Origin of the sequence: Candidatus Viridilinea mediisalina, assembly GCF_002532535.1 — a bacterium.
GTDB lineage: Bacteria > Chloroflexota > Chloroflexia > Chloroflexales > Chloroflexaceae > Viridilinea > Viridilinea mediisalina.
The window spans coordinates 1-708 of record NZ_NQWI01000313.1; the positions used below are offsets into that span (position 1 = coordinate 1).

Consider the following 708-nt stretch of genomic DNA (forward strand, 5'->3'; position numbering starts at 1 on the left):
GTCGTTGCTTGCGAGCGCCAACGGATCGTCTTGGGTATTGTAGGTACTCATATGTTCTATTTTACACGGCTTCGGGTGAGCTGTCAATATCTACTTGCATACAACGCCGCTGCCGCCTGCTGCAAGCGCGCCGGGTGGCGTCCACTGTTTTCGAGTAAGTCGGCGATCTCGTCTTCGCTAAATGCAACTCCTGTGCCCGTAAGGCGACTGGCGAGGAATTCGCGCGCTTCGCTGCGGCTGAAGGGGGGTACGTCGAGCGAGCTACAGATGTTGTGCAGCGGTGATGTCTCGAGTGGCTGTTCGGGGAAGAGTTCTTTCAGATCTACACTGCTAGGCTGATCGGGCTGCACCAGCAGCAGATCGCCGCGCAACCGCAGCAGTTCGTTGCGCGTCGCTGCATCGAGTTGCAGTGCCGCACAAATACCCTCAAGCTCCTCGCGGGTAAAGGGCGGCAAGCCGCACGCCAAACGCGCAGCGAGGGGCGCCCGTTCGCTGTAGCCCAACTGTTGGCACACCGCAGCCTCGGCCTCCTCCGTAGCCACGAGGCGGCGTAACGCAACGACGAGAGCTTGGTTTGCTTGGGTCATAGGTGTGATACCATTTACGATTGCAGATTGCAGATTACCGAATATGGCATCCCAATGGGCGTTCGCGTTCTTGATAATGCGGCATGTTCAAGGGTAATTGGTATGACATCCAAGCGCATTG

The 708-nt window shown here is 57.5% G+C and carries 1 protein-coding gene; it reads right to left on the reverse strand.

Going from position 1 to position 708, the window contains the following annotated elements; translation table 11 throughout:
* Positions 1-83 precede the first annotated feature (83 nt).
* Positions 84-587, reverse strand: a complete 504-nt coding sequence (locus CJ255_RS22210) for a hypothetical protein (RefSeq protein WP_097646222.1) — start codon at positions 585-587, stop codon at positions 84-86.
* Positions 588-708 lie beyond the last annotated feature (121 nt).